This window comes from Paenibacillus piscarius, assembly GCF_022234545.1.
GTDB classification, from domain to species: Bacteria; Bacillota; Bacilli; order Paenibacillales; family Paenibacillaceae; genus Paenibacillus_AQ; species Paenibacillus_AQ piscarius.
This window is the reverse complement of record NZ_JAIEUI010000009.1, coordinates 159,375-179,570: the sequence shown is the minus strand read 5'-3', so window position 1 is coordinate 179,570 and position 20,196 is coordinate 159,375. Positions and strand designations below refer to the sequence as shown.

Here is a 20,196-nt window from a genome sequence, read left to right as displayed (position 1 = left end):
AGTGACAGATGTTGATGCAAGCCCTGGCGTCATTCAGAGTCCGGACGGTCAGGTTGCAGCCAGCAGACCCTTGTAGTAATTGACAATGTCCTTAACCGTGTTCTCGATGACAAAATGCTCCTTCACCCGCTTCATTCCCTGCTCCGCCATCCGTCTGCGCTCTTCGGGATGGTTCAGCATCCAGGTGATGGATTCTGCAAGCACAGCGGGATCTCCCGGCTGGATCAGCAGCCCCGTCTCGCCGGGAACCACGATCTCCACCGGCCCGCCTTCGTTAGAGGCGATTACCGGCAGTCCGGCCGCCATTCCTTCAACAATGACCTGGCCGAACGGCTCAGGTGTGATAGATGTATGGATCAGCAGATCTGCTCTGCTCATCAGTCCTTGTATATCATCCACATGACCCAGCAGGCTGACATTGGTAATGCCGTCCCGCTGCATCTGCTGAATTAATTCCTGCTTGTATTCCTCTTCTCCGAACAGGGCGTCCCCGGCCAGCCAGAACTTCACCCGGCTGTCCTGCTTGAAGGCCTTGGCGGCCTCCAGCACAATGTGCTGGCCCTTCCAATGGGCCAGACGGCCGACCAGCAGGACGTTGAAGTCCTTCTGCTCGCGCTTCGCGATGCCCTCGCCGATGGCCTTGGCGAACGCCGAGTAGACAACCAGCGTCTTCTTCGAGCGCGGCAGCTCCAGCGCGTTCAGCGTGGAATGCGAGTTGGCAATGACGCCGTTCGGCAAGAGGCGTGACAGCAGCCGGATCGCCTTGGCGACAACCGGCTTCAGGTAAGGCGCTCCGATGTGATCGCGGATGTGCCAGATCAGCGGCACGCCGGCTTTTTTGGCAGCCACTGCTCCGTAGAAGGCCGATTTCAGGGAATTGGTGTGCACACAATCCACCTTCTCTTCCTTCAGCAGCGGGGCCAGCCCCCGGCCGTAGGACAGCAGCTTCAGCGCAGCCGCCGGAGCGCCGAGATTCACCGTATTACGCCCGCGGGTGCGGATGCTCTCATCCAGCGGGACAATCCGCACATCAATGCCTCTCTCCCGCAGCCGTTCTGCCAGTGTACCTTCCTCCGCCAGAATCACCAGCGGCTCAATCTGCTCACCGATATTGGTGAGAATGTTGAACAGGGCTACCTCGCCGCCGCTCCACTTCGCGGTGTGATCGATATAAGCGACCTTTAGCATCCTGCAGCCACATCCTTTCCCAGAGTATCAAGGAATACCGATTCCACCTGGTCGCCTACATGCTGCCAGGTATACTTCTCCAGCACATGATTCCGGCATTCCTCCCGGCTTGGCAGCAGCTTGCGGTTGCCAAGCATATGAATCATGCCTTCCGCCATATCTTCGCTGGCTGCACTCTTGAACAGCAGCTCCGGACGGAAGCCCTGCAGAATCTCCTTGTTGCCGCCGACCGGGGTCGCCATCACCGGAAGACCGGAGGACAGCGCCTCAACCGTAATCAGGCCGAAGCCCTCCAGCGCCTGGGAAGGGACCACGAACATATCCGCCGCCTGATAGTAGGAGGCCAGCTCATGATCGGGAATGTAGCCGAGCAGCCGGACCTTGTTGCCCAGCCCGTAATCGGCGATCCGCTCCTCCAGCTCCCCGCGCAGCGGCCCCTTGCCTCCGATCAGCAGGATCGCGTTCGGGAACCGCTCGGACACCTGTCTCCAGGCTTCCAGCAGCTGCAGGAGGCCCATCCGGTTCATCAGCCGCCGGACGGTCAGCACCGTGGTGGCGCCCTCCGGCAGATTCAGCGTCCGGCGGACAGCCAGCCTGTTCGGTGCCGGTGTGAACCGCTCAACATTCGCCGCTCCCGGAATGACGATGATCTTGTGCAGCGGCACTCCGTGCAGCTCGTGCAGCATGTTGCGGAAATAATCGCTCAGGACGATGAATTTGTCCGCCAGCTTGTAAGCTTTATGTTCAATCGATTTGGCAATCGTTGTCTTCACTCGATGCTTGATGCCCTGACCCTCAATCTTCATCTCTTCATTCCAGGGTCCGTGAAAGGTCATGATGACCGGGATGCCCCGCTTCTTCGCCTCTAAGGCCGGGCCGATGCCGTAAGGAGCGAAGTGGGTATAGAGGATATCAATCCTGCCGCTCCCCTCGCCCATCAGGGCTGCCGCCTTGCGCTGGAACGCATCCTTGCGCTTCCAGATGGTCTCCTTGGGGTCCCCGGCGTTGTGGATGATCAGTTCCTTCGGAGTCTCCGGCGTCTCCTGGCTGCAGATCAGGGCGTGCACCCGGTTGCGCATGGAGAGCTGCTCGCATACGGATTTGAAGTAGGTATTCAAGCCGCCCGGCTGTAATGAAGGCCAGCTGAGGCCGGTTGTCATAATGTTCAACCCGTCATTGTACGACATAGCTTCTCTCCTCCTTGCTCTTCTTCTTCCTCTCTGCCTGGCCCGCTTCGTTGTGCCGGGCCAGCTTGCCTGCGCTGTGCAATTCGTAATGCTTGAAGCCGACCATGAATTCATACATCACCCAGAATACGGATACGGCGAATCCCGAAATGCCTTTCTTGAACAGGCCGTGCAGGAAATACTTCTGCACGAAGCGCGCCGGCGGCCGGAGCAGCAGACGGCTCAGCTTGAACGGCTTGCCGCTGGCGAAGGCAGTCTCTGCTTCCAGATCGGTATATTTGTTGAACCGGGCGACATGGTCGTTGATGCTGCGGAAGCCTTGATGCCACAGCGTTCCGTTCAGCTTCACGGTGCGATCCTCCGACACCTCCGGGATCTCATGCACCAGCGAGTTACGGATGCTGTATTCCTTGCGGTTATACAGCCGCACCAGATATTCGCCCTTATCCAGCCACTTGCCCAGGAAATCCCCGATCCGGTACAGCGAGAAGGCCACAGTGGCATCCGTCAGTCCCGGCTTGCGCTCCAGAATGTCGCGGGCCAGCTCATCGCTGACCACTTCGTCCGTATCAATCAGGAAGACCCAGTCATGGACCGCGTGCGCCACTCCGAATTCCCTTTGTTTGGCATATCCGGGCCATGGGTTGACGAACACCCGGCACCCCAGGCTCTCGGACAGCTGTACCGTTCCGTCTTTGCTTCCTCCGTCGATGACAACCACCTCATCGGCGAATAACCGGCAGGACTGAATGGCCTTGGCTATCCGGACTTCGTCGTCCTGGGCAATGATGACTGCCGAGATCGGGTAGCTGCCCCGGCCGCCAAGCACATTTGTCAGTGAATCCATGAGGTATCCTCCCTTTTAGCAGTCCAGTATTCGTCGTCAATCCGAGAAACATTTGGGCTTCCGATCGCTGTTGTCTTCTGATTTCCTGATTAGAACCGCTGATCGCGGTAGAAATCAGAAGACAAAGGCGAACGCTGACGCTTCTACAGCTCCAAATTTTCTCTACTTTCCTCAAAATACTGTCCTTTGGATTTAAGCAATTCGTCGCTCGCCTTGTATTCCCGGCTCGCTGAATCAGCTAGTTACTTGCCTGCTTACACAGGTTTCTTGCGAATGTACGAATTCATCGTCGTCTTCAGCCACTGAAGGTCCTGGCCGTTAATGAGCAGCCGCGGAAGCTTGACCTTCAGGTTGTATCTGATATTAAGAATAATGAACAGGAACCGCAGCACCGCCGATGACAGCATAGCCGCTCCGGCTCCGAACAGCCCGAACTTCGGCACCAGCAGGAACAGCAGCGGGATCACCAGGATCAGGCCGACACCCTGCAGGATGGAGACGAACTTCGGCTTGCCGAGCGCCATGAACACCTGGGCCAGAATCAGTGTGCCCCCGCTGATGGTAACCTCCAGCAGCAGCAGGCGGAATACGGTCAGCGCGGTGTTGAACTCCTTGCCGTAGAGCAAAGGGATCACCAGCGGCGCGGCCAGCATCAGGAATACGGCGCCAAGCAGGGTACAGGTAGTACTGATCCGGAAAGCCTTGAACGTCAGGGCCACCGCTTCGTCCTTCGACAGCTCAGAGGCCTTCGGGAAGAGCACCACCGTGATCGAATTGGCGAAGAAGTTGACCATGCGCGACAGGCTGACCGCAACCGCATAGAGCCCCAGATCCGCCGGTCTGAGCAGACCGGCAATGATGATCTGGTCTATGTACACCGAGAATTGTCCAAGCAGGTCGTTCCCGTAGGAGCCGAGACCATAGGTGAACAATCGTTTGAAATTAAGATAGGCCTCTCTCAGCTTCACCCTGTAGGTCCGCAGCAGCAGGAGGGTCATGCCGATGAATATCGGAACCGAGGGCACCAGATAAGCCAGCGCGGTCGTGAACGGATTCATATATCCGGTGAGGATTAGAAGTCCGATGGCCGCCAGCGTCAGCATAGGCACCAGGTAACGCGTCCAGTTGAAGGTCCGGTAATCGCCTCTGAACTGGAAGGCGGCATTGTTGATCTGCGAGATGACGATCAGCGGACAGAGGATCATGGACCACTGGGCGAAGACCACCACCTCGTGGCTGAACGACTTCAGCCAGTAAGGCAGGACGAGAATGCCGACCACCATAGCGAGCGTTCCGAAGGTCAGGCCGATCAGCAGGGCGATCCGGTACAGCACGCCGGCATCCTCCGGGTTCCGCTTGGCATTGTAGATCAGCGCCGAGGGAATGCCGAAGCTCATGCTGAAGGCCAGGAATTGCGACCAGTTCACCATCGCTGTCTGCTCGCCCCGGCCTGACGGGCCGAGATAGCGGGCGGTCAGCACGCCGGTCAGCATATTGACCAGCAGGATCAGTACGCTGACGAACATGGTTTTGACGGCAGCCGAGCTGTTGTCCTTGCTCTTCGTGAACCGCCGGAAGGTCGACCAGACCCGGTTAGCGGGAAGTGACTTGGCGCTTGACTGCTGCATGAGGAATTCCCTTCTTTCTGCTCTGTGTTAACTCTGCGGCGCTGAGGCCAAGCCCGATCAGCATCCAGATCAGATACCCCTTCAGTCCGGGGAAGCCGTTATCCGAGACCAGGCTGGCCACCGCTCCCATCCAGGCCGCCAGTGCGAGCCGGGCGTAGGGCTGCAGTTCATTCTTCCGCATGACCCTGACGCCGATCTCTTTGACGACTACGCCTAGAGCCCCGAAGAAGAATAATGCGCCAAGGATACCGAAGGTCAGCAGCAGAGCGATGACGCCGTTATCCATGTTCCCGTACTCGCCCAGCTCTCCGCCGTTGCCCAGCTTCGTGCCCTGTCCTACACTGCCGATGCCCTGGCCCACCGGATTGCTGGCCACCATCGGAAGCATGTTGGTCCAGAGGGTGAGGCGTTCATTGTAGGAGTGGTCCTCCTGCACATCAGAGAGCGTCTCGACCCGGGCCACCAGTCCTTCGGCTCCCGGCAGCTTCGGAACGACCCAGAACAGCGCCGCCGCCACGAAGACCAGCTGAAGCAGCGACTTCCACTTGCCCTTGGACGGGGATGAAGCAATGTAGACCAGGAGCATCACCAGCAGCACGAGCCAGGCCGAGCGGACCAGCGTAGTCAGCAGGCAGACCACGACGAGCATCACGCCGATCCAGCGCAGGGTCCCGCGCCATCTGGGCTCCAGAATCATCGGCACCAGTGCGAAGACCAGGAAGGTGGCCGCCGGCCCCGGCGAGTTCAGTGTAGAGAAGACCCGGATCTCCAGGGGGTACGGCGTACCGATCGACATCATATCCGCATGGTTCATCCAGAAGGCATCCCAGGGGGGAACGGTCAGATACTGCACAATCCCGTAGATCGCAACCAGCACGGCAATATTGGCAAAAGCGTACAGCAGCCGGTCAATATCCTTCGGCCCAAACTTCGTAACCGCGAAGAACGGAATCAGGAGCAGCGGCACGATATAATTCGCCAGATCGTAGACCGAGCCGATGCCGTTCTTCGCCAGGCCGATGATTGCGCCGTAAGCGAGCGCAACGGAGAACAGCAGGAGAATCCGGGTGGAAGATTTGCGGACCCGGTGTATCTCTCTTAGCACCGGAATCGCCAGGGTCGCTCCGGTCAGCAGCGGGGCCAGACTGAGCAGGGAGACCGAGTGGTACACTCCCTCATACCAGTCTGCGATCCGCCGCAGCTCTGGAGCCACCGCCCAGACCAGCAGCGTGTACGGGACCAGGAGCCGTGTGTTCAGCAGCGCCAGCAGGAAGGCCGGGAACAGGATGCCGGCCAGGATCACGCCCTGCAGGCTGTTCGAAGAGCTTAGCTTCGCGCTGGCGAAGCCGATCACAAGCGGCAGAATGAGCGCCGCAGCGCCGATCATAGCCATGACTGCGGCCGACTTGACGGCCGCTCCTGATGGAAACTTCAGACTATTCTCATCTCTGCTTAACATGATCCTTCCCCGCCTCCCGTCTTACGCCGCTGCATTCACTCTGCACGGCTGCTTTTCACCTTATCCCGTTTGCGCAGCTCCTTGAGCAGCAGCACCAGGAACTGGGCATCGTCCACCAGATATCTTTTCCAGAGGCGGCCCGGCTCCTGGCTCAGTCTCCAGAGCCATTCCATTCCGGTCCGCTGCATGAAATCCGGTGCCCGCTTCACGGAGCCGGACAGGAAATCGAAGGTCGCGCCCACACCGATCGAGATCGGCGCCCGGTAGGAGGTATAGTGGCGGTAGATCCACTTCTCCTGCTTCGGCGCACCCACGCCTACGAAGACAATATCCGGCCGGCTCTCCGTCAGCATGTCGATGATCTGCCGGTTCTCCTCCTCGTTATGCTCGAAGCCGTAGGAAGGAGAATAACAGCCGACCACATTGATGTCCGGGTAGGCGGCCTTCAGATTCTTCGTCGCCTGCTCCGCTACGCCCTCGGCCGAGCCGAGGAAGAACAGGCGGTACTGCCTCTGCTGAAAAGCATGGCCCAGGCGGCTGAAGAGATCCGCGCCTGATACCTTCTGCTTCAGCGGCTTGCCGAGCATCTTGGACGCCCAGATCAGCGGCATCCCGTCAGCGACCACCGCACCTGCTTCGGAGTACACTTCCTGAAACTCTTTATCCTTGCGGAGCTTAATGACATGATCGACATTGCAGGTCAGGATGTAGGATTGGCTCCGCTCCTGAATCGTTCTGTCAATGTAATCAAGCAGGTCCATGAAATCATAGTTATCGAAATTGACATCGAACATGTTCACTTGGTTCATCGTATCACTTCTTTTTGTGGGGAATCGGCCAGCTGTGAAGACCGGTACAGGCAGTTCAGGTACCAGCAGAACGGAATGATGAACTGGACCGTCGACAGCGTGTTATCCGTGAAAGAATAGATCAGAAAAGCTGCAATCAAAAGAAAATAATAAGGTTTGACCGCCGGCGGAAGCACCCGGTATACCAGAAGAAACACAGTGAACAGGGACAACAGGAGCAGCGCAGCGCCGATGTATCCCCCGTCGTAGTAGAAGCGGATATACTCGTTGTGCGGGACGACAAACCCGCCGTACAAGGTACCGTCATTGGCCACTGTTACAGAGCCAAGCCCCCGTCCTGCAAGCGGTGAATCCGCCGCCTTGTTCAGGAAGTACTCCCAGGCCTCCGCCCGCCCCGACAGGTCAATGCCCGTCTCGGTCGTCCGTTCAAAGGACCGCTTCTTGATATTGTCGAGCTGCAGATATACCGCCAAGGTCACGATCAGCAGCGAGCCCAGCAGCGGAATCAGATACCGCTTCTTGCCTTTCAGGAACGCCCGTGAAATATCGTAGAAGTAGTAGAGCAGCATCGGAACCAGCGCCAGCACCGGCCCCCGTGTTCCCGTAACCACCAGAATTACGAAGTTCAGACCCAGCAGAATGTAGTAGTACCGGGTATGCTGCGGGCTGCGCTTGATCTCAATGAATGAAATGGCTACCCCGATGAAGGCCAGCATCGCCAGATGGGGCGGAATGTTCGCTCCCTGCACCCGTACAGCACCTGTGAATTCGACAGCCAGCATCGGATGCAGATTCGCCAACTGCAGCAGGATACCCAGCAGGATGCTGACCACCGGCAGCAGGGCGATGAGCCGGATCTGCTTATCGGCGATCTCCTTCTTCCAGTTGATGAGCAGCAGCACGAACGGCAGCGACAGCCCGATGAAGGCTTTGACCGCAATCGAGGCGCTCATCTCCGGCAGCCACACCGAGAAGGTGAAGGTGATGAAGACCAGAGCCAGCATCGCCCATAAGGGAGGACTGAGCCGGAACCTCAGACCGTTGACCAGAATACACGGCACGAGCAGCATCAGAATGACCAGCTTGTAGAGCGAGAGAATCTCAATGCCGAACATGCTGCCGCTGTACAGGAAGTTGATCGATACAGCCGTGGTGAGCAGAACGAAATAGCTGATCAGCTCAGGACGCGACAGGGAGGCAACCAGCAGCAGAATGAAGAATACGGCGGCTACCGCGATAACCGGCTGGAAGATGACCGCTGTTCCGAGGAACAGCGCAGCTGCGAGATAGAGCATTCCGTACGGCAAGCTATTCATTTTGGAGCCCCACTCAAAATTTGTCATCTTACGCCTCCCCTCATCCCGCTGCGGATTCCCTCTTCCGGTTCCAGATCATATGGAGCGTCCCGCGGATGCTCTCCAGACGGCACCGGTTCAGCAGCTTCCTGCCCTTACTGCGGGACAATACGGAATCTGCCAGGATATACACAATTTTAGCCCCTGTCTTGCAGAGCAGCAGCAGGTGATCCTTCATCCCTTCGCTTTTCATCGCATTCGAGATGCCCTGGCTGTAATACCGCTTCATGATCCAGTCCTCAGTCAGCCGGCTCTGCGGAACGAAATGATCCACCTTCATCTCCGGATGATAGAGAATGGAATGCCCTTCCTGCTGCAGCTGGCTGAACAGCCAGGTCTCCTCGCCCGAGAGGAGCGAATCGCCCTTGCGGCCCAGCTCCAGCGGGAACAGGCTGATGTCGAACACCGGCTTGCGCATCGCCATATTGGCGCCGCACGGATGAAGCCCCTTCGGATATTCTCTGATCCGGCCCCCCAGGTCGACAATCGTGTAAGGCAGCTCGAACGGCTTGATCAGCCAGTCCGGCCGGGTGCTCTCGAAGATCGGAGCAATCCTGCCGCCCATCGCCATCACCTCCGGCTTCTCCGCGAAGGTGTTCACGATGGTCGTAATCCAGGTCCGGCAAGGAATCGCATCATCATCCAGGAACGCGATGAGCTGTGATTTGGAAGCCAGAATCCCTGTATTGCGGGCTGCCGAGAGCCCTTGAACCGGCTCCAGCAGATAACGGATATCCATATCCGCACCATGGGCATCAATGAACCCTTTGACTACTTCCGCCGTCTCATCGGTAGACCGGTTATCGACCACGATGATCTCGGCTTGATGCAGAGCCTCCAGCGGCAGCAGCGAACGCAATGTTTTAATCAGCAGCGCTGAACGGTTATAGGTGCAAATGATGATGGAAATCTCAGGTACATCTCCGTGTACAAACATCGGCATCACCCAATTTCCAGATATTTAATATGCATTCTTGGAGCCCAGCAGCATCAGAGCCGTCTTGACTATGATCTTCAGATCCAGCATCGTGCTGCGCATATGGATATAAGTCAGGTCCAGCTGGACCATCTCATCGAAGCCGACGCTGTTTCTGGCGTTCACCTGCCAGTAGCCGGTGCAGCCCGGAGTCACCAGCAGACGCTGCTTGTCATACTCTGTATACTGCGCCACCTCTTCAACGAGCGGGGGACGGGGACCGACGAGACTCATATGGCCCATCAGCACGTTCCAGAGCTGGGGCAGTTCATCGATGCTGGTCTTGCGCAGGAATCTTCCGATCCGTGTGATGCGGGGATCATTCTTGATCTTGAACATCGCTCCGCTGACCTCGTTATATGCCATCAGATTCGCCTTCAATTCCTCGGCATTGGAGACCATCGATCTGAACTTGTACATGGGGAATAGCTTCTCATCCTTGCCGACCCGCATCTGGCGGAAGAACACCTTGCCCTTCGGGTCCTCCAGCTTGATCAGGACAGCGACCAGTGCGAACAGCGGCAGCAGAACAAGAAGGCCAAGAACGGAGAACAGAATGTCTATCATCCGCTTCAACACCAGGTAGGATTCCATCCCCTTGTTTCCTTCTTTGGCATGTAGCATGTAAAGTTTCGGCAGGACGGCCTCATAGTCTTCCGGCAGTTTTTGCATGCTCATCTCTCCTTATTTCCTCTAAAAGGTGTATGCAGTAGTGCTTCGTGATTTCATTCAGGCGTTACCTGCAGTGAGTACCGGCTCAGCCGCTCAGTGCGTGACCTGGCCCGCCTTGTTCAGCCATTCCGCCATAGCATCCATGACCTGATAGCGAAGATCCTCGCTCTCCAGGGCAAATTCCAGGGTGGTCAAAATATATCCGAGCCGCTCGCCGACATCATATCTGGTACCGTCAAAGTTGTAGGCATACACGCGCTCGCTCTGGTTAAGCTTCTGAATCGCATCCGTGAGCTGAATTTCGCCGCCGGCCCCCTTCTCCTGAAGATCCAGATACTTGAAAATCTTTGGTGTAAATACGTAACGTCCCATGATCGCCAGATTGGAAGGAGCTGTGCCCAGGGCCGGCTTCTCGACGAAGTTGTTGACCCGGTAGAGTTGTCCATCCTGCAGATCCGGCTCGATAATCCCGTAGCGGTTCGTGAACTCATCCGGGATTTCCTGAACCCCGATGACCGAGTTCTGTGTCTCTTCATACTGGTCAATGAGCTGCTTCAGGCAAGGAACCTTGCCGGTGACAATATCGTCCCCGAGCATCACACCGAAGGGCTCGTCGCCGATGAACCGTCTCGCGCACCATACCGCGTGGCCCAGACCTTTGGGTTCTTTTTGCCGGATGTAGTGAATCTCAACCTTGGCCGACCGCTGCACTTCCTTCAGCAGATCCAGCTTGCCGTCCTCCAGCAGCCGGGACTCCAGTTCAAAAGCGTTGTCGAAGTGATCCTCGATCGCCCGCTTCCCTTTACCGGTCACAATGATGATGTCCTCAATCCCGGAGGCAATGGCCTCCTCCACGATGTACTGGATTGTCGGTTTGTTGATAATCGGCAGCATTTCCTTCGGCATTGCCTTGGTCGCCGGAAGGAAACGTGTGCCTAGCCCGGCTGCCGGAATAATTACCTTCTTTACCTTTTTCATCACACATACCTCCCAGAGTAGTTAAGTTATTTAGCCTGGTTCATGGCAATTCCGAGAATTCTGACGCCGCTTTGCTCCATCAGCCCTTTGAGCCGGCGGAGCGCTTCGCGCTTGCTTCTGCCGTGTCGGGCTACAATGATGACCCCGTCTGACAGCGGAGCAAGAATGCGGGCATCACTGTAATCCACCGCCTGCGGCGTATCGAGCAGAATCAGGTCGTAGCTGGCTTTCAGCTCCTCCAGCAGTCCGGCCATCTTGTCGCTGCCGAGCAGATCCGGCGGACTGACACTGGTCCTTCCGGCCGGGATCACGGCCAGGTTGGCCAGGCTGCCGAAGACGGCAATGTCCTTCGCTTCCTCATAACCGGACAGATATGCGGCCAGCCCCTGGCTGCCCTCCACATCGAACACGCTGTGCAGACCCGGCTTCCGCAGGTTGCAATCCACCACCGCCACCTTCTTGCCGTCCTGGACGAACGAGACGGCTAAGTTGGAGAGAATGGTCGTCTTGCCTTCCCCGCCCTCTGCCGAGGTGAAGAGGAGCACTTGTCCGCCGCTGCCCTTCAGGAGTCCCAGCTGGCGGATGTATGTCCGCAGCGAGCGGAAGGATTCCGAGACATGCGAGGACGGGTTCAGGTCTGCAATCAGACTTCTATTCAGCCGTAACATAAGTACCCTCCCCTACTCTTGCCTTGTCGTTAGCCGCTTTGCCGAAATCGCGCTTGCGGATGACCGGAATGCTCGCGATGACCGGCAGGCCAAGGTCGAATTCCGCTTCCTTCTCGCTGCGCAGCGTGCCGTTCAGCGTCTCCAGCAGCAGGATAATGCCGATGGCTGCCATCAGGGAGACCACGAAGCTGATCAGGATATTCATTACTGATCCGCCATTGACCGGCTGAGCCTGTGCTGCCGGGTCAGCCGGGGTCAGGAAGGTGACATTGTCCAGATTCATCAGTGCTGGCAGGCTGCGGATGAAGGTCTGAGAAACCGCGTTTACAATCGTAGCCGCTGTTCCGTAATCCTTATCCTCTACGGTCAGGTTAATCACCTGGCTCTTCTCCGAGGACTTGATCTGCAGCTTGGCCGCAAGCTGGCTCTCTGTCAGACCGAATTCAGGATGCTCTGCGATCACGCTCTTCATAATCGTTGGCGACTTCATAATTTCCTTGTAGCTCTCGATGAGGTTAAGGCTGAAGTTGAGTGCGTTAAGATTGTTGCTCTCGGGGACATTTACGACATTGTTGACCAGCAGCTGTCCAGAGGCGGAGTAGACGGGGGCAACGAAGTTTTTGCTGACGTAGAAGGTGGTGGCACAGGAGATCAGTACAAACACCACGATTAACCATAACTTTTTCTTTATCAGGTTAATGTAATCCAGAATCGTCTTTTCCACAGTAACAGTAACCCTCCTTCCGCTTGTTTCGTTCTGAAAGCAATCATGAAAGTTTCAGATGTCTTGCTTTTATTCTAGCAACGCGAAGGTTTTGTCACATGCCTCATAGCATCACTTTACGCTTCACTTTCGTGTGACCCGGATTGGTCCGTCCGAGGGGGCGGATGGTATACTTTAGTACCATATGTCTGGAAAAACCTTACACCACGGGTGACACAAAATCACCCGGCCGGGGTAAAATGCTGGCGTGCTCGCGTGGCCGCACCCTCGCGCCAGGACATTGTGTTCGGTTTTTCGCATACATCTGGCCCGCGTGCCTTAATCCTGAACCGATGTATCCCGTCGGCCTGTTCCACTCAGCTCCCCATTACCTGAAACGCAAAAAAACACGGACAGAATCGTCCGTGTTCCATATCCGCTCCCGGCGGGAGCTTTAAGTTGCATTCAGTCGTATGACATTTCGTATTTGGTCAGGCCGACCGCATTGGCATACAGCGCCGCCTGCGTCCGGTCTGCCACCTGGAGCTTGGCCAGAATCTGGCTGACATGCTTCTTGACTGTAAATTCACTGATGAACAGGCGTGAGGCAATCTCCCGGTTGCAGGCTCCCTGCCCGAGCTCAATCAGCACTTCCTTCTCTTTCGGTGTAAGCTCATCGGTAGGGCTGCTGCCGCTCATCCGCATCTTATCTTCCATCAGGCCGGGGTCGTAATATTTCCTGCCCTTGTAAACCAGCTGAATGGCGAACAGGAGCTCCTCCGGCAGCGCCTCTTTCAGGACATAACCGTCGACCAGCACCTCTTCCGCCTTCAGGAAGTCTTCCCGGCTCGCTGAGGAGGTCAGCAGAATGAACTTGCAGGTGAACCCGCATCTGCGTGCTTCCTTAATGATATCCAGGCCCGATTCATCGGCTAGCTTCAGATCAATCAGCACAAGATCAGGCTGTATCTCTTCAATGACTTGAAGAGCTTCCCGGCCATTCGTTGCTTCGCCGGCAAAATTCAGATTGGATTGCATGGCGATAACCGATGCCAACCCTCTTCTCACCAATGGGTGATCATCAACAATGACGATTTTCAATTGAACGACCTCCTGCCTAAAAGTTTATGCATTTTTCAGTTCAGCCACGCCGACAGGGATAGAGATAAGAATTCGGGTCCCGGCATTTCTGCTGCTGGATAACTGGAACTCTCCGCCTAACGACTGCGCAAGATATTGCATATTCTTCATTCCCAGTCCGCCTGAGTGATCCTCAGGCTCGGTCCAGATCAGGCCCGGATCGAAACCGATACCGTCGTCAATAATCGATAGCCTGATCCATTTCGGCTTCAGTGACAATTCAACATCCACCCGGCTGGCCGCACCATGACGTATGGCATTGCCTGTCGCTTCGGAAATAATCCGGAAGAGCGCCTTGTGGTAAGGATAAGGGAGGCTGAAATCATCCCCTGTAATCTGAAGTTCGATCTCAACATCATTGAGCCTGGAGAGACTCTTGAGATGCGAGCGTACCATTCCGAGCCAGCTGGGGCCGCCGCTCTTCTTAGAGCTTAGGCTGTAGATAGTAATCCGCAGCTCCTTGGCCACCCGTGTAGCTGAATCATGGATCAGCTCAATCTGCTGCTCCAGCTCCGCTTCAGGCATCCGCCGCCAGGTCTGCTTCAGGGAATGGGTGGCATAGACGATGCCGAACAGACTCTGGGACACACTGTCATGCATCTCATCGGCAATCCGGTTCTGCTCGTTCGTGATGATGAGCTGGTTCTCAATCACGCCCAGTTCGTGGCGCTCCAGAATAATGGCGCTCAGCTCCGACAGGAACATAAGCTGCTGGATATACCACCTGCGGCCCTCCAGCCCTTCCGAGGCTTCCAGCTTCACGCCGATCATACCGACGAACCGGGTGCTCATTCTTACCGGCATCAGCAGGAAATCCCCGAGACCGGCCATACTCTTAAATACCGGTTCCCGCTGGAGCCTCCATTCATGCTCGTGCTTCTCCAGTTCCATGAACAGAAAGCGCTCCTCCTCCTGCTGCCAGCCCGTCTGGCGGCTCTGCGGAGCAGGCTCCCCGCTCTTCTTCGCGAACCAGAACAGGGCCTTCTCCAGCTTGGTCAGCTTGACGACATAATCGGTGATCACCTGGCCGATATTCATGAAGTCATGCTGGCTTGATGTTTCCACGATGTGATAAAGCGATTTGATATGCTCCATGGTATCATTGGTCCGCGCGTTGGCTTCTTCCCTCTGCCGCTTTATCCCGTTAACCATTTGCATAACTATAACCGCAAGAGCCAGGGCTAGAAACAGGTTGCCGTCCTCCAGCATAATTTCCGAGAAGGCGGCCCGGGGAGAATCTGGACTGATATACCCGGAGGCTGCGACTATGAGGATGTATCCGAAGATCAGCCCCCATGCCATATAAAAAGAAAATGAGCCCGCTGCAATCAGGACCGGGTTAAGCACATACAGCTTAAAGGGACTGTCATAGGCTCCAGTAAATAACATTAGTGCAGTAATTACCGCCGTCTCCAGGACGACCGCAAGCATCAGAATCTGTCTTCGCACAAGAAGCTTCCGGTAATAGTACGTAAATAATCGGGCCAGTAAGAATAACGCAAGGATGAGTAGGGATTTGTATATTACGGAAGGCCCCGCAGGAACCATGAGGTACATCAGCGATGTGAGGGTCAAGGAAAAGATTCTGAATAAGGCGATAATTTTGTCTTCGGCTGTTGATTTAATTTTCATTCCACCACCCTATTCTCCAGTCTGTGGAAAATTCGAGTTCACTTCAAAAGCCAGGTTTTAAAAGCATCATACATGAGAAAAATCACAATAACAAGTTTCCCCATCAAATGACAGCGTTTACTTTGAAAATAAAAAGCAATTTTTTTATTCTTTTTTCACTGGAATATTCTCAATTCTATCCAGTTCATATAATGATAGCGCATGCAATTAAAAGCAGCGCCGCTTAAGCACGTCAAAGAGCCTCTCCCTATGGAGGGACAGGCTCTTCAAAACTGGGAACGCTGTATCATCTGTTATCTTCCGCCCGGCACGCTCTATTCAGTCACCGCCGGCAAGGCTGGCTGCAGATTGGCTTTATTGCATATGCAAATTTGATAACGTTGTCCGCCAACGATATGATACCCCGTGGACAGAATACGCAAGGTATGATTTCTAGCTTCTACCTTATGGAGACTGCGGCAGCTGATGCAGTAATATTCTCTCATGGTCTCATCTCCGGCATAGTCTAGAAGGACTACTCTAGAACTGCTAATATTATCTAGATCTTATCACTCCCATTTTCAGAATGTCAACATTAATCATCAAAATACGACAAAATTCAGAATAAAAAGTAGAATGATGTCGTTTAATCTCTAACACGGTTGCGGCAGGTCTGCGGGGAGAGCCCCATATACTTTTTGAACAGCCTGGAGAAGTAAAAAGCGTCTGCATAACGTAGCAGCCCGGCGATCTCCTGCACCTGCAGGGATGTGTTAAGCAGCAGATGCTTCGCCTCGGACATCTTAAGCCTGTGGATATATTCATGCAGCGGATAACCGCTGCTCTGCCGTACCGTACGGCGGAGCGTCGACAGCGAAATGTGCAGGTCCCCGGCAATGGCCGCCAGATCCGGCTGCCCGTAGATGCATGCATTCAGCGCTTCGCGGATCCCCGGCATCGCCCCCTGCTGCCGCAGGCGGCTGCTGTCCTGAAGCTGCAGGGAGCACTCCAGCAGCATCGCTTCCAGCACCAGGGCCGCCCGGTCCGCATCCCCCGGAATGCCTCCGGCTATCAGGGCCAGCACTTGCTCGAATGCAGCCGTGAGGCCTTCGGCCTGGCGGGCTGCCGTCACTTGGCCCCCGGCGATCATACCCGCTTCCAGCCATTCGTCAACCCGGCTGCCGCTGAAGTTAATATAGTACTCATCCCAATACCCGCCCGGCAGCGGCCCGAAGCTGTAGCTGCATCCGGGACGAAAGAAGAACAGGCTGCCTTCGCCCACCTGCTGCTCCCTTCCCCCGTTCTCGGCATAGCTTCCGCTGCCGGAGACAATATACACCAGGGCCCAGTGTTCAAAGCGCACGCCGGAGCGGAACAGCGTTCTTCCCGGCAGATGTCCGGCCTGCCCTACGCGGATCGACTTGAGCCGGAGTCTGGAAGCCTCCACCTTCGGGTCGATGATCCGGACCGGATAAGGACTGATCATATAGTCCATGAGCTCAGGCATACATTGCATTCCTCCCCTTATTCAGGAGTGATATGGTAATGATGAAGATGATCATATTCTACATGAATAAGAGGTGTTCACGCTATGCCTGATGACGTTATTCCGCTGCAGCTGCTCCCCCGCCCGCAGAAGGTCAGGGTTACAGAAGGCCATTACTCGATTCCCGCAAAGGGCTGCATTGTCCTGGCGGATGAAGCCCGTCTGTCCGCCCTTCCCGCCGCCCGCCGGCTCCAGCAGACCGCTGAGGAGCTGATCCGGCTCCGCCCGGCGCTGTCTATAGGACTGCGGCCGGCGGCCAATCCGGTCTGGACCTTCAGCTACAATGCCCTTCTTGCTGAGGAAGCGTATGAGCTGCAGATCAATGAGCTTGGCATCACCGCCGTTTACGGCTCGGCGCAAGGCGCTTACTATGCAGTCTCGACCCTTAAGCAGCTCCTGCAGCAATACGGCCGGCGTTTGCCTTATCTGCACATCCAGGATAAGCCGGATTTCGCGGCCAGGGGACTGATGCTGGACATCAGCCGCAACAAAATCCCTAAGCTTGAGACCTTGTACGAGATAGCCGATCTCATGGCCGATCTGAAGCTGAACCAATTGCAGTTATATATAGAAGGAGCACCTTTTGCTTATGAGTCCTTCCCGCAGGTCTGGGAGCTGGAAACGCCGGTTACCGGCGAGGAGATTCTGCGCTTAGATGCCTACTGCCGGGAGCGGTATATCGAGCTGGTGCCGAACCAGAACAGCTTCGGCCACATGGAGGGCTGGCTGACCCGGCCGGAGTTTAATCACCTGGCCGAAATCCCTGAAGGCTTCATGCTGCCGGACAACATGTATGACAGTGACCTCTACCCTGAGGGCTTGTTCATGCATCCCGGAACATTCAATCCGCAGGAGCCGCAGGTGCTGGAGCTGCTGGGCACGATGTACGATGATCTGCTGCCTTACTTCAGCTCGAAGCTGTTCAATGTAGGCTGTGATGAGACCTATGAGCTGGGGCTTGGCGCAAGCAAGGGGCTGGCCGGGTCTGCCGGCAAAGGCGGGCTATACCTCTCCTTCCTGCAGAAGATACACGCCCTCGTCAAAGAGCGCGGCAAAACCATGCAGTTCTGGGGCGATATCATCCTGCAGCATCCGGAGCTGATCGGCAGCCTGCCGAAGGATATCATCGCCATGGAATGGGGATACAGCGCCGCCCATCCCTTTGAAGCGGACACCCTCAAATTCAAGGAGGCGGGCATCCCGTTCTATGTCTGCCCGGGTACCAGCTCCTGGAATTCCCTGACCGGGCGGACCGACAATATGCTGGCCAATCTGCGCAGCGCTGCCGTTCACGGCAAGCATAACGGCGCCATCGGTTATCTGATTACCGACTGGGGCGATTTCGGCCACTGGCAGCATCTGCCGGTCAGCTATGCCGGATTCGTCTACGGCGCAGCGCTGGCCTGGAATACCGCAGGGAATCTGGACGCCGATGTGGCCTCCTATCTGAATCATTCCATCTTCAAGGACCGCTCCTCTGTCATCGGGCAGCTGCTGCTGGATCTCGGCAATTACTACAGGCTGGAATCAGGCCGAATCCGTCCGAACGATACGGAGCTGTCGATGCTGCTGCGCAGCAGGCTGGAGCATACAGGCCTGGCGGAGAACCTTAGCGAAGAGCAGCTTCATGCACTTGAGCAATATATCGCCGGCATTGAGGCCCGGCTTGAGCTGCCGGTGCTGGACTGCGGCGATGGCGCGCTTGTCCTGGAGGAGCTGAGGAACGGCGTCCATTTCGTGAAGCACGCCATAGGGCTTGCCCGGCTGAAGCGGCAGCTCGCCGGAGCGGCCCGGCGCCCGGAGGCTGCGGAGGTGCAGGCGCTGATTCATGACCTTGACCTGCTGCTTCACCAGTACCGTCAGCTCTGGACCCGCCGCAACCGGCCGGGCGGCCTGGCCGCCAGCGTCTCGAAGCTGGTACGCCTGCGCAGCGAATATGCGGATCTGGCCGCAGAGCTGGCTGAAGCGGAAGTACGATAACATAAGGAACACTACAGGCCCCTGTTTCACATTTGTGCAACAGGGGCCTCTAACATGGACACAAATCGGCATTGAATTCCAGCTGCCCCAGAATTATAATCAGATTGAATGTCCATTTATTAACTTTTAATAGAAATACAATACATAAATGACAGGGGACAAGCCTATGGATTGGCTTCAGGGATACGAGGACGAGCTGCGCCTGGTGTTTGAGGAGTGCCGCTGTGCGATTGCCGCATTCCCGGAACCGGTTAATGCCCGGGGACTGGCATATCTTGATCAGTTCAACGCCCTCCAGCCGGACAGCCATAAGAATTACATCTGTTATCTGCTTCCCTTCTGGCTGCAGGACAGCTGCCGGTTAAGCCCGGACACCGCCCGCCGGATGTCGGCCGGGAACGTCTTCTTCATGCTCTACTTCTTCCTACAGGATGATCTGATGGACAATCCCGGAGCTTCGGCTGCCCAGGAGCTTCCGCTGGCCAATCTGCTCTACGCTGAATTCCTTATGCTCTACCTTCCGCTGTTCCCGGCCGGTTCCCCGTTCTGGTCCTGCTTCCACCGCTATATGGCCGAATGGGCTTACAGCGTGAGCCGTGAAGCGGGCAGCGATTACTACCTGAACGACCGGATCCGCATCGCCCACAAGGCAAGTCCCCTCAAGCTCAGCAGCACAGCGGCACTGCTGCTCGCAGACCAATCCTCGCTGATTGCCGAATCCGAGGAGATGCTTCACCATGTCCTCCTGACGCTGCAGATGGCGGATGATTATGAGGACTGGGAGCAGGATCTGGAGGATGGCAGCTATAATTGCCTGCTGTCGCTGGTGTGTTCATCCACCGGACTGGCCCGGCCGGAGCTTGCGCCGGCAGCAGTGAGGCACTTCATTTATACTTTGGGAGGTCTTCAGGGATACGCGGATACCGCTGAGGCCAGCCATAGCCGGCTGGAAGGCTTCGCTCTGCAGGCACCTCATCTGCTCTCCTTCCACCTTGGGCTGGCGGAGAATCTGCGGCAGATCGCTGACGGGATTGAGGCGGAGAAGCAATTGCTGCAAGGAGGAGGACTCGGATACTGGTTATCCAGACATTCGAATCTATCATAATTTATATAAAAATGAATAGAATTATATATAGGTATATGATATGCTTATGAGGCAAAAATAACCATTTTGTCGAAAGGGTGATTGTATTGTCAGCAGAAGCTCTTAAGAATCAGGTGATTCAGAAGGCATGGGAAGATGCGGATTTCAAACAGAGACTCCTCACAGACCCGAAGGCTGCCCTGCAGGAAGTTATGGGCATCAACCTTCCTGACAGCATTACATTGAAGACTGTAGAGGAAGGCTCTAACGAATTCTACCTGGTCATTCCTCCAAGCCCCGCTTCAGAAGTAATGAAGACACGCATCACCCCAATGGGTTCGTGGTAGAATACTCACAGCCTTACC

18 protein-coding genes are annotated in these 20,196 nt (G+C 56.0%); 3 read left to right on the top strand and 15 right to left on the bottom strand.

What is annotated here, in order from left to right:
• Nucleotides 1-48: 48 nt before the first annotated feature.
• From K1558_RS16520 to K1558_RS16450, 15 genes are all read right to left on the bottom strand, one after another.
• Entirely contained in the window at nt 49-1,188 is a 1,140-nt protein-coding gene (locus tag K1558_RS16520) for a glycosyltransferase family 4 protein (RefSeq protein ID WP_238652713.1), read from the bottom strand.
• The gene (locus tag K1558_RS16515) at nt 1,182-2,375 is read right to left on the bottom strand and encodes a glycosyltransferase family 4 protein (RefSeq protein WP_238652712.1); all 1,194 of its coding nucleotides are present in this window, start codon (nt 2,373-2,375) and stop codon (nt 1,182-1,184) included. Before K1558_RS16515 ends, K1558_RS16520 begins: the two co-directional genes overlap by 7 nt.
• Nucleotides 2,362-3,222, bottom strand: a complete 861-nt coding sequence (locus K1558_RS16510; protein ID WP_238652711.1) for a glycosyltransferase family 2 protein — start codon at nt 3,220-3,222, stop codon at nt 2,362-2,364. The genes K1558_RS16515 and K1558_RS16510 overlap by 14 nt, the downstream gene beginning before the upstream one ends.
• A gap of 254 nt (nt 3,223-3,476) precedes the next feature.
• Nucleotides 3,477-4,850, bottom strand: a complete 1,374-nt coding sequence (locus K1558_RS16505) for an oligosaccharide flippase family protein (RefSeq protein WP_238652710.1) — start codon at nt 4,848-4,850, stop codon at nt 3,477-3,479.
• Nucleotides 4,816-6,243, bottom strand: a complete 1,428-nt coding sequence (locus K1558_RS16500) for an O-antigen ligase family protein (protein ID WP_338019706.1) — start codon at nt 6,241-6,243, stop codon at nt 4,816-4,818. Before K1558_RS16500 ends, K1558_RS16505 begins: the two co-directional genes overlap by 35 nt.
• Nucleotides 6,244-6,344: 101 nt before the next feature.
• Nucleotides 6,345-7,118 (bottom strand): WecB/TagA/CpsF family glycosyltransferase, encoded by a 774-nt coding sequence (locus K1558_RS16495; protein ID WP_238652708.1) that lies wholly within the window; start codon nt 7,116-7,118, stop codon nt 6,345-6,347.
• Nucleotides 7,115-8,461 carry an O-antigen ligase family protein gene (locus tag K1558_RS16490; RefSeq protein WP_238652707.1) on the bottom strand — a complete coding sequence of 449 codons (1,347 nt, stop codon included), beginning with the start codon at nt 8,459-8,461 and terminating at the stop codon, nt 7,115-7,117. Before K1558_RS16490 ends, K1558_RS16495 begins: the two co-directional genes overlap by 4 nt.
• Before the next feature lie 13 nt (nt 8,462-8,474).
• Nucleotides 8,475-9,416: a glycosyltransferase gene (locus K1558_RS16485; protein ID WP_238652706.1), complete on the bottom strand. Its 942-nt coding sequence runs from the start codon at nt 9,414-9,416 to the stop codon at nt 8,475-8,477.
• Between the two features lie 18 nt (nt 9,417-9,434).
• On the bottom strand, nt 9,435-10,127 hold the full coding sequence (locus K1558_RS16480; protein ID WP_238652705.1) for a sugar transferase: 693 nt from the start codon (nt 10,125-10,127) through the stop codon (nt 9,435-9,437).
• 87 nt (nt 10,128-10,214) lie between these two features.
• Nucleotides 10,215-11,099 (bottom strand): UTP--glucose-1-phosphate uridylyltransferase GalU, encoded by an 885-nt coding sequence (gene galU, locus K1558_RS16475; RefSeq protein WP_238652704.1) that lies wholly within the window; start codon nt 11,097-11,099, stop codon nt 10,215-10,217.
• A gap of 26 nt (nt 11,100-11,125) precedes the next feature.
• Nucleotides 11,126-11,767: a CpsD/CapB family tyrosine-protein kinase gene (locus K1558_RS16470; RefSeq protein ID WP_238652703.1), complete on the bottom strand. Its 642-nt coding sequence runs from the start codon at nt 11,765-11,767 to the stop codon at nt 11,126-11,128.
• Nucleotides 11,751-12,491, bottom strand: coding sequence for a YveK family protein (locus K1558_RS16465; RefSeq protein ID WP_238652702.1), 741 nt, complete (start codon nt 12,489-12,491; stop codon nt 11,751-11,753). Before K1558_RS16465 ends, K1558_RS16470 begins: the two co-directional genes overlap by 17 nt.
• 444 nt (nt 12,492-12,935) lie before the next feature.
• Nucleotides 12,936-13,571, bottom strand: a complete 636-nt coding sequence (locus K1558_RS16460) for a response regulator (protein ID WP_238652701.1) — start codon at nt 13,569-13,571, stop codon at nt 12,936-12,938.
• A gap of 24 nt (nt 13,572-13,595) precedes the next feature.
• The gene (locus tag K1558_RS16455) at nt 13,596-15,059 is read right to left on the bottom strand and encodes a sensor histidine kinase (protein ID WP_238652700.1); all 1,464 of its coding nucleotides are present in this window, start codon (nt 15,057-15,059) and stop codon (nt 13,596-13,598) included.
• 808 nt (nt 15,060-15,867) lie between these two features.
• On the bottom strand, nt 15,868-16,728 hold the full coding sequence (locus K1558_RS16450) for a helix-turn-helix transcriptional regulator (protein WP_238652699.1): 861 nt from the start codon (nt 16,726-16,728) through the stop codon (nt 15,868-15,870).
• 84 nt (nt 16,729-16,812) lie between these two features.
• On the opposite strand from K1558_RS16450, the gene K1558_RS16445 reads away from it, so the two are divergent.
• The 3 genes from K1558_RS16445 to K1558_RS16435 all read left to right on the top strand — a co-directional run bounded on the left by K1558_RS16445 (nt 16,813) and on the right by K1558_RS16435 (nt 20,178).
• Nucleotides 16,813-18,747 (top strand): beta-N-acetylhexosaminidase, encoded by a 1,935-nt coding sequence (locus K1558_RS16445; protein ID WP_238652698.1) that lies wholly within the window; start codon nt 16,813-16,815, stop codon nt 18,745-18,747.
• Nucleotides 18,748-18,913: 166 nt separating this feature from the next.
• On the top strand, nt 18,914-19,852 hold the full coding sequence (locus tag K1558_RS16440; RefSeq protein WP_238652697.1) for a hypothetical protein: 939 nt from the start codon (nt 18,914-18,916) through the stop codon (nt 19,850-19,852).
• Nucleotides 19,853-19,938: 86 nt separating this feature from the next.
• The gene (locus tag K1558_RS16435) at nt 19,939-20,178 is read left to right on the top strand and encodes an NHLP leader peptide family RiPP precursor (RefSeq protein WP_238652696.1); all 240 of its coding nucleotides are present in this window, start codon (nt 19,939-19,941) and stop codon (nt 20,176-20,178) included.
• The last annotated feature ends 18 nt before the right edge of the window (nt 20,179-20,196 follow it).